This window comes from Rhodoluna sp. (assembly GCF_049276775.1).
Classification (GTDB): domain Bacteria; phylum Actinomycetota; class Actinomycetes; order Actinomycetales; family Microbacteriaceae; genus Rhodoluna.
Genome location: NZ_JBASXC010000110.1, coordinates 1 through 7,681, shown reverse-complemented (window position 1 = coordinate 7,681; position 7,681 = coordinate 1). Strand labels below are relative to the sequence as shown.

Sequence of the window (7,681 nt, the reverse complement as noted above, 5' to 3'; positions counted from 1 at the left end):
AGAACTCCTCGCCGGCCTGATGCTGTCCGGTGATAAGTTCGGCAATCAAAATAGTGACGCCCCTGAATGCCCCGGCGACTAGGAACGTGGCTAAAACAAATCCGGGTCTGCTTTTATCCGATTCCCCTGGCCAAGTGGTTCTTGCTGCAATCAGGATCAAAATGGTGGCCAGGTAACCGGCGGTTGCAACTGCGAATCTTTCTAAAAAAGTTGTCTCGAGCCGAATCCCCTCGAAGATTAGACCGGTTCCGTAGGCGGGAAGAAGAAAGAAGAGTAACACCATGTTAGATAGCGCATAGCGCGATCCGATCTGGTTTAGTAAACGCTTTGCAGTTGGGCGATGCGGTTTGTAGCTAACGCTCATTCGTCGACCGTGACAGCTCCAGCGGCAGCTAGATACATCTTGGTGGCTTCAACCCGTGCGTTGCCAGCACCTTGCGCATCAATGCCAAGGGCTTGGAATATTCGGGAGACCATTCCCTCGACCGCGCGAACGGTGGTGCCGCGAGCCTCAGCAATTTGAGCATTTGAGAAACCGTCGGAAACAAGTTTTAGAACCGCAATCTGCCTTCTAGATAATTCAACCAAGGGTCGCTCTATCCTTTTGTCGTGACGAAAATCCTCAACCTTTTTCTCTTTTAGAACTGCGTTGACGGCCTCGACAAGTTCCTTGGAATCCACCAGCTGGGATTTTCTGAGGTAGGCCTGGTTTTGCTTCACGGTCTTAGGCTCGCGGTTAGCAAATCTTGGATCGGGAAGGTTGGTTAGAAAAACCACGCCGACATCGGGAGAGTCTCGCCCTAAGAACTCTGCAAAATCAAAACCGTTTGGGCCGGGACCCAATTCGATATCCACAACGCAAGCATCCGGGTCAGCCGCCTTGACGGCTCTTTTGGCATCGGCGGCATTAGCAGCGGTTGAGACGTGGAAGCCCGCAGCCTCCAAGCTTCGGGCAATCAGGTCTCGAAGTAAGGACTCGTTTTCCACCACAACGATGGTCCGGGAAAGAGTCAATTCGGGGGCTCCTAGCTACTCAGAGTTGGGCGGTTTACCTCCATTATGGCCTCGAGCTGGCGGTTGGGAAAAGAAAATATAGTGCTAGCACCCCATTTGCCGCATTGTCAGAGGCCCCTGCCAAACTAAAGGTGATGAAAAAACACGACTCTGACCTCTGGTCCTTTAATACCCGCGATCTAATGCGCTCAAGCGGCTGCGAGCACTGCTCTGCCCTGGCTATCGCAAGGGAGCACGATGTCAAAGGGGTAAGGGAACTAGTCGAACAGTACTTCGAGGAGCCAGAGGGATTGGCCCTTACCTACGGAATGGTCTTTGAAGAAGCTCTCGAGCAAGAACTCCTGGAGAACTTGGGTCCTGAGAAGTTTCAGAGGCCCGAGGGTAAAGACACTTTTGATTCAACCGTTGCCCTAATGCGCGAGCAGGTGCCGGTTATCTATCAAGGATTTCTCAAGCACCGGGTAGGAAATCTCCAGTTCAACGGAAAGCCCGACTTTCTCATTCGCGGTGACTACCGGTTGGAATTTGTTGCGGGGAAACTTACCGCGAATAAAACATCTTCGGGTGAAAAAGATAAATACGTAGCGTGGGATGCCAAGTTATCCTCAACCGCCAAACCCAATCACCTGCTTCAGATCGCTCTCTACGCAGATGCCCTAAGCGCCCTTGGAATGAAGTCAAACGGTGAGCCGGGTCTAATTCTGGGCTCAAGAGTTTTGGAGACCTTCGAAGAGTCTGAAATAGTTCCCGCGATGCAACTCGCAAGAAAAGAGCTAGCTCAAGCGATCAAGAGTTTTGACACGAAGACATCACTTGATGGTCTAACGCTTTACTGTGACACCAAAGACTCTTGCAAGGTTTGCGAGTACCCGGCCCTTTGCGAGCAAGCCAGGTTTGATGTTGACCACCTGGTTCAGGTGGCCGGCATTAACCGCAGCCAAATAGAAAAGCTTTCTGAAGTAGGCATCGTCACAATGGCGGGTCTTGCCAAAGCCAAAGACTCCGACCGTCCAGCGGATATCCTGGTACACACCTTCGAAAAGATTCGTCAGCAGGCGAAGCTTCAAACGGATTTTAGGAAAACTCAAGAGCACAGCTACCTCGTTCTACCCGATCCCGAAATTGCTGTGCTGCCGCCGGCATCCAAAAACGACATCTTCTTCGACATGGAGGGCTTTCCCTACTTCCCCGAGAAAGGTGGCCTGGAATACCTGTTTGGGAACACCCTTCGAACGGGTGAGTTTGTGCCTTTTTTCGCTCACGATAGAAAACAGGAAAAGAAGGCCTTCCGGGAGTTCATCAAATTCGTGACCGACAAATTAGCCAAAGATAAGTCGGCCCACGTCTACCACTACGCCAGCTACGAGGTCACGGCACTCAATCGCCTAGCTGCTAGGCACGGCGTTTTGGAAAAGGAAGTATCAGAACTGGTTTCCTCTGGTCGAATGGTCGACCTATACAAAGTGGTCAAGGGTTCGATTATGGTTTCTCAGCCCTCCTACTCAATCAAAAAGCTGGAAGCGTTCTACGAATTTGAGCGCAAGAGCAAGGTGCTTGATGCAGGTAGCTCAATAGATGAGTACGACTTCTACCGCCAGCAGGTTGAACTGGGTGAAGAAGGCGCGGAAGAAACTCTCCAGCAGATCACCGACTACAACGAGGATGACTGCGTTTCAACCATGGCGCTATACAACTGGCTATCTTCAATGCCTGGTGCCCACGAAAAATTCGAAGAGTTTGAACGGACCAAAGATATAAAAAAAGCCCGTGAGGCTCGCAGCCGAGCCGAGCGGGAAGATTCACCGGAAGCATCAAGGGCTAGAAAAGCCGAACTAGAACTCGAGCGATTGATTCAAAAAACGGCCATTATGGAAAAGGCCCTCGAGGGCTTTAGCTTTGGGCTGGACCCAGACGCAGATTACCGAGTGAAGATCTGGCTAGCTCTTACTCACTCGATGCTCTACTACAACCGCGAAGATGTAATTCGCTGGCGAGATTGGGCGATTCGAAAAGATGCCACCTTTGACCAGCTACATAGGGACAGAAAAGCCCTGGTGGTTCAGGGCGCAACCACCGAGGCTGACACTTCTGACTTTTTTGGCGTTGACCCCGAAACCAAAGTGAAGCTTGTGTACCGGTATGTTTTGGAGCCTGGACAAACAAGCTTTCTAAAAACAGATCAAAAGATATTCGTGCGATACAGCCTCGGTGCGAACCAGCAGGACACCGACTACGGCAAAGTGCTCTCGGTTTCAGGCGATGAAGTGATCTTCGAGCGAGACGCCACCTACCAAAACATGAGCTTGGAACCTAACGCCATATTCGAATACGAGTGGATACCCCCTGGCCAAAAACCGGAGGTGGTTGGAAACCTCGTCCAAGAACTCGTGGCCGCTTGGAAATCACCCTCAAATGAGCCAAACATCACTCACCCCGCAATGGATCTGCTGCTTAGAAAAACTCCCAGGCTGAAGTCGCTGCCTGGTTTACCGGTGGCGGACGCAGGCGATGCCCTCGGTGCCATCACCGAGGCAGTAGTTGATCTTGACAACTCAGTTCTTGCAATCCAGGGTCCACCTGGATCTGGCAAGACTTTCATTGGCTCGAGAGTCATCAAAGAGTTAGTTGATAAGGGCAAGAAGGTGGGAGTAGTTGCCAACTCCCACTCCGCCATCGAGAATCTGATGTGGGCGTGCCTGGAAGCCGGGGTATCGCCTGATGCCATGGCCAAGAAGACTCAAGCCGGTGACAAGCAGTCCAAAGGTTGGGTCACCCCAACAACCAACAAGGTGATGGGCAACTGGCGAGCGGGAAACTCAGGCTACGTGGTTGGTGGAACCTCGTGGAGTTTTTGCGCCAAGGAGATGTTTGATGATCAGTTCGACTACATCTTTGTTGATGAGGCAGCCCAGTTCTCGCTAGTTGATGCCATCGCGGTGAGTGCTAATTCTAAAAACCTAGTGCTGCTCGGTGACCCGAGGCAGCTAACCCAGGTGGTCCAGGCAATCCACCCCGGAGGAGTGGATAACTCTGCCCTCGGTCACTACATGGGAGAAGCGGCCATCCTGGAAAGCTCTGCTGGCTATTTCTTGGATGTCACAAGAAGAATGCACCCTGCGGTGAATGCTCCGGTTAGTGCACTGTCATATCAAGACAAGCTCCACTCCCACCCGGATACCAGCGGACACCAGGTGGCAGATATTGCTCCTGGGCTTATTGCGATTCCAGTTCAGCACAGAGCGAATTCCTCAAGGTCGATTGAGGAAGCTACAGAGGTAATAAAAATTGCTAAGCGACAGGTGGGGCTCGTGGGTACTTCCGAGGTACTTATCGTTGCCCCCTATAACGCACAAGTGGATTTGATTCGTGAACTCCTTGACGCTGAGAACTTGCAAGAGGTAGCGGTTGGAACTGTGGATAAGTTTCAAGGACGTGAGGCAATGGTTGTTATTGTCAGCCTGGCCGCATCTAGTGCGCTGGATGCTCCGCGCGGTTTAGATTTTTTACTTGATCGGAACCGTTTGAATGTGGCGCTCTCGAGGGCTAAAGCAAATTGCTACCTGGTTTATTCTCCGAGGCTTACCAGATCCAGATTTAGAGACATCGAAGAACTCAAGTCAATTTCACGAATTAATGGGCTTTTGAGCTATTCCGAGGGAATTAATTTCCCACTGTTTACCTAGCGTTTAGGCGTAATTGTGTAATTCAATTTGCGATTTTTTCGATGCTTACTAGTGTGGAAATGCAGCATCCAGCGATTGGAGGCACTATGAAAGTTGGGCTATTTGGATTCGGCAAAACCGGACGAGCAGTTGCAACAGTTCTAATAAATGAAAAGGCAACCAAGCTTCAGTGGGTTGCAAAGAGGAATAAAGAGGAGCAGTTCTCTTCAGCTTCAGAGTCGCTCGGCATAGAGAGCGTAGAGCCTGGAAAATTCATTGACACCGGCTCAATAGACATTGGCAAGCTGCTGGATAAAAATCCGGTCGACGTAATCGTTGACTTCTCATCTGAGTCGGGCCTCGACTACTACGGCGAAGAAGCCGCCAAGCGGGGCATTAGCATCGTGACCGCCGTTTCCCAATACGACTCCAAGAGTCAGGCCACTCTAAAAAAGCTTGCCCAAAAAACTAGGGTCCTCTGGTCCCCAAACATCACCCTTGGAATCAACTTCATGTTCATGGCCTCCAAGGCCTTGAAGCAGGCCGCCCCCGAGTCAGACATCCAAATTTCAGAGGAGCACTTCAGGGAAAAGGCCGAGATCTCAGGCACCGCTATCAGGCTCGCGAAGCTCATGGGCAAGGAGGTCGAGTCCATCAACTCAGTTCGGGCTGGGGGCATCGTGGGGGTACACGAGGTGCTCTTTGGCTTCCAGAACGAGACCCTCAGGCTTCGCCACGAGTCGATCTCACGAGAGGCATTTGGAAACGGGGCCTTCTTTGCAGCCACCAACTTGCCACACTGGCCGGTTGGCTACTACAACATGCAGGATCTAATTCAGCCTTACTTCAATAACCAGCCAACCGACACTGGAAGCATGAGAAGGGCAACCCCGGGAATCCGTGGAAGGTTAGCCCGCGCACTGCGGATGGTCGCTCGGAGGATCGACTAGCTCGATTGCTGTTAGCGTTGGGTTTAAATGGGAATCGAATTTCTTCTAATCGGAGCAGGCATCGCGATTTTGGTCGTAGTGCTGGCTCGTCGTCGTCTATTTCAAAATCGCCTAATAAAAAATAGAGAAAAGCTTGCGGGACTGAAGTTTGACGCGGTTGTTCCTGAAGAGGTTGAAAAGATCTTTCAGAAAGCCCCTCGCCTAAGAGGTGATGGCGCCTTCGCCTATAAAGCCGTTGGGTGTATTCCCTTCGCAGATAACTTTGAAGCTATCCGTGTTTCAAGACGGATCTATTTTGTTGAGCCAACCGACATCGAGGTCTTACTGATTCCAGAACCCGGTAACCACGAGCGTAAGCTCGCTGTTGCCGTAACCGCGGACTCAAAGCTTTTGGGATATGTTCCGTCTAAAGAAGCCGTGGAGATGCATAAGTATCTGCTTGCCCATTCATCGGGCCTAAAAGCCAAAGCCAAGATCTACCTGGGCTCAAGACCGGAATTTAATGGGGTCATGATTGATTTCGCCAAACCTCTTAGACTCGAATCTGGCAGAAAATAAGGATAAATAGTTTTTGAAGTATGAATTTGGTGAAACTGTCCAAGGTATTGACTTTGGGGTTTTCAACGAAAGAGCCGTAAGGGCAGCCGCTGGGATTTTGTTTTTGGTTGGCTTCTCAACCTGGTGGATTGCGCTACTGGCGGACAATTACCAACCGCTTCGTGCCTTCGGTGCTCTTTTCATGATCGATATGTTTATAAGGCTTTTCGGAAAAGCTAACTATGCGCCCTCGATGTTTATAGGCGGACTGATTGTTAGACCTCAAAGACCTGAGTGGGTGGATGCCGCTCCAAAGAAAATTGCCTGGTATTTAGGTTTTGGAATGGTCTCGGTTTCTTGCCTCACGATGGGCTGGTTTGCACTTACCGGACCTATTCCACTGGTGCTTTGTGCGATCTGTATTTCCTTTTTATACCTAGAGGCAGCATTTGGTATCTGCGTGGGCTGTGAGCTAGCCAGAAGGTTTTCTAAGCAAGCTCCAAGGCTTTGCCCGGGCGATGTTTGCAACTACACCCCCGCTAAAAACTAGTTTTTCGGAAACGCCGGCTCCAAGAATCTGACTATTCGCCCTTTTTCAATGATGTGACTGCTGCAAAGATTGAGGCAGCCTGAAGGGCTGCAAGCATATAAAAGACTCCTGCGGTTGATGCCCCGGCAACCAATCCTGCGATGGCGGGCATTGAAACCTGCCCAAAGCGATTCGCACTCAGCCGGATTGCAATTGCAAGGCCCCTACTCTCAGGTGATGAGATTCTAGAAACCCATGCCATGGTTGCGGGCTGTCCAATGCCCATTGCAAAACCGGATACGGCCATGATTAGGGCAATCCACCAGAAGTTTGAGGTGAGGCCCAGAGCGATCATAGAAACCATTGTCACTAGCGAGCCCCAAAAGAGAATCCTTCTAAGCCCGAGCCGATTAGATATTTCTCCACGCACCAGACGAACTGCCAGGGAAAAAATCGCACGAATCGCTAGCAAAATACCAATATCTGAGACGCTGAGACCAATTTCTCGCCCATAGAGTGGCAAGAAGATAAGGACCACGTCAACCACGGCAGTTGTTGCGCTTGCCACAAAAATGGCGGACTTGAATGTTGGGGTTGCGAGGACTTTGCTGACCTTATCCTTTGCAAGTGGTTTCTGGCTTCTAGGATTCTCTTTCTTGGTGCTGAGTGCAATCGTTCCAATAACCGCCGCCACAAATAATGCCAACGCAAACAGAAAAGCGGCGTTAGCGTCGACGGTCACTTCCCCAGAGTCGGCTAGGTATCCTCCGACGAGTTGAGAAACTTACTGTATTTTTTGATGTCAAATAAACAAAATCTAAAATTAGTGCTGGGGCCAGTAATAGCTGGTCTCAACAGGCCATGTAAGGCCCTCAGGGGTTCTCTGGCTATGCCTAGACTGATGGGGTGGAGCCTGAGATAGACGTAGTCATTGTCGGCGGTGGCCATAATGGCCTAACCGCCGCTGCCTATTTGGCCAAAGCGGGTCT

6 protein-coding genes and 1 pseudogene are annotated in these 7,681 nt (G+C 50.8%); 4 read left to right on the top strand and 3 right to left on the bottom strand.

Going from position 1 to position 7,681, the window contains the following annotated elements:
- Both WAO31_RS06720 and WAO31_RS06715 read right to left on the bottom strand, forming a co-directional pair.
- Positions 1 to 364, bottom strand: a 364-nt coding sequence (locus tag WAO31_RS06720) for a hypothetical protein (RefSeq protein ID WP_509591766.1), incomplete at its 3' end; no start/stop codon positions are given.
- Complete coding sequence (locus WAO31_RS06715; protein WP_509591762.1) at positions 361 to 1,014, bottom strand: response regulator transcription factor; 654 nt, start codon at positions 1,012 to 1,014, stop codon at positions 361 to 363. The genes WAO31_RS06720 and WAO31_RS06715, both read right to left, overlap by 4 nt.
- 134 nt (positions 1,015 to 1,148) lie before the next feature.
- Here WAO31_RS06715 and WAO31_RS06710 point away from each other — a divergent pair, with 134 nt between their 5' ends.
- From WAO31_RS06710 to WAO31_RS06695, 4 genes are all read left to right on the top strand, one after another.
- Positions 1,149 to 4,697: a TM0106 family RecB-like putative nuclease gene (locus WAO31_RS06710; RefSeq protein ID WP_509591760.1), complete on the top strand. Its 3,549-nt coding sequence runs from the start codon at positions 1,149 to 1,151 to the stop codon at positions 4,695 to 4,697.
- 86 nt (positions 4,698 to 4,783) lie between these two features.
- Entirely contained in the window at positions 4,784 to 5,626 is an 843-nt protein-coding gene (locus tag WAO31_RS06705; protein ID WP_509591757.1) for a 4-hydroxy-tetrahydrodipicolinate reductase, read from the top strand.
- A gap of 27 nt (positions 5,627 to 5,653) precedes the next feature.
- On the top strand, positions 5,654 to 6,184 hold the full coding sequence (locus WAO31_RS06700) for a hypothetical protein (protein ID WP_509591754.1): 531 nt from the start codon (positions 5,654 to 5,656) through the stop codon (positions 6,182 to 6,184).
- Positions 6,185 to 6,197: 13 nt separating this feature from the next.
- The gene (locus WAO31_RS06695) at positions 6,198 to 6,713 is read left to right on the top strand and encodes a DUF4395 domain-containing protein (protein WP_509591752.1); all 516 of its coding nucleotides are present in this window, start codon (positions 6,198 to 6,200) and stop codon (positions 6,711 to 6,713) included.
- Positions 6,714 to 6,744: 31 nt separating this feature from the next.
- Here WAO31_RS06695 and WAO31_RS06690 read toward each other — a convergent pair.
- Positions 6,745 to 7,455 (bottom strand): annotated as a pseudogene (locus tag WAO31_RS06690) (MFS transporter); the annotation flags it as partial.
- Positions 7,456 to 7,681: the final 226 nt, after the last annotated feature.

Excerpts from the sequence above, each read along its gene's own strand:
- WAO31_RS06710 (WP_509591760.1), top strand. The coding sequence starts at position 1,149 with ATGAAAAAACACGACTCTGACCTCTGGTCCTTTAATACCCGCGATCTA.
- WAO31_RS06705 (WP_509591757.1), top strand. The coding sequence starts at position 4,784 with ATGAAAGTTGGGCTATTTGGATTCGGCAAAACCGGACGAGCAGTTGCA.
- WAO31_RS06700 (WP_509591754.1), top strand. The coding sequence starts at position 5,654 with ATGGGAATCGAATTTCTTCTAATCGGAGCAGGCATCGCGATTTTGGTC.